General features: G+C 64.8%; 2 protein-coding genes and 1 pseudogene. All 3 read right to left on the bottom strand.

The features are described 5' to 3' along the window. A pseudogene (locus LR961_RS19080) lies at positions 1-553 on the bottom strand (hypothetical protein); the annotation flags it as partial. Beyond that, positions 553-849 (bottom strand): hypothetical protein, encoded by a 297-nt coding sequence (locus tag LR961_RS19085; protein ID WP_232151555.1) that lies wholly within the window; start codon positions 847-849, stop codon positions 553-555. The gene LR961_RS19085 and the pseudogene LR961_RS19080, both read right to left, overlap by 1 nt. Positions 850-851: 2 nt before the next feature. After that, a partial coding sequence (rdgC, locus tag LR961_RS19090; protein WP_232151556.1) for a recombination-associated protein RdgC occupies positions 852-1055 on the bottom strand: 204 nt, incomplete at its 5' end.

Here is a 1055-nt window from a genome sequence, read left to right on the forward strand (position 1 = left end):
ATGACGTGGTGGGTAGCGGGGTGAAGTCGAACGGGCGGTGCTTCGAGTACGCGGGGCCCTCGACGATCGGGATGCCGCGCCAGCTCAAGCCGGTGGCCGGCACGATCACGGGCTTGATACGCGGCCCGCGCTGTTTCTCGGCCTTACGTCGTTCATTCGCATCGCGCGCGGCCGTTCGTGCGCTGACGCGGATGCCGTCGTTCACGCAGCGCAGAGCGGCCTCATAGGCCTGCGGCTCGAGACAGAACCGCGGGGGGCTACGACCGGTGAGGTGGAAGTACTCGTCGAGCTCTTTCAGTCGCGCGCGAATGGACAGGAATCGACGCGTGCCGGTATCAATGCTGGCCAGGTCGGCAACGACATCCGCGCATTCCTCAAACTCACGCGGCGTGTAACGAAGCAAGGTCACCGCGGCTTTGATTGCGTTCTGCCAGGCGCTGATTTCCTTGCCGTCGGCGTCGTGCAGTGAAAGCAGGGCGCCTTGGCCCATCTTGCGGACGTGGCCACCGCCGCGGATGACGGTCACGACGTCTGCCATCTTGGTGAGCTTCATCAGCGCACCTCCCGCCAGCCAGCCTCGATCAGCGCGGCGTGCTGAGCGTCGTCCTGGAACGCGAAGAACACCTCGACCTTGTGCGGATCTTCATCGGCGTAGATGAACACCTGCTCCACGCAGCGGAACTCGTCGTCTGCGTGGAGCTTGAGCATGTCGTCCTTGCGCGGCAGGAAGGGCAACGGGCTGAAGCACTCCCAATCCATGCCGGTGAGGCCGGCTTCCCCAGCGCGCCGCCGGCGGCCTTTGGGCCAGTTGGTTTCGACGCAGAAGCGGATGTTGAACTGGTCGGCCATGGTCAGGCCTCCGCCTTGGAGAGCTTGAATGCAGCCTCCAGCAGCAGGAACAGGCGGCGGATCTCACCGCTCTGCAGCGCGAAGCGCGCGTCGAGCTCAGCGCGGCGGCCGTCCTCGTCGATGTGCTCCAGCTTGTCGAGTGCGCCGTCCAGGAACTTCAGCTTCCGGACGATCATGTCTTCGCCCAGCACGAACGAGAGGTTGTC

Origin of the sequence: Stenotrophomonas sp. SY1, assembly GCF_021202945.1 — a bacterium.
In the GTDB taxonomy this organism is placed as follows: domain Bacteria; phylum Pseudomonadota; class Gammaproteobacteria; order Xanthomonadales; family Xanthomonadaceae; genus Stenotrophomonas.

Excerpts from the sequence above, each read along its gene's own strand:
- LR961_RS19085 (WP_232151555.1), bottom strand. The coding sequence starts at position 849 with ATGGCCGACCAGTTCAACATCCGCTTCTGCGTCGAAACCAACTGGCCC.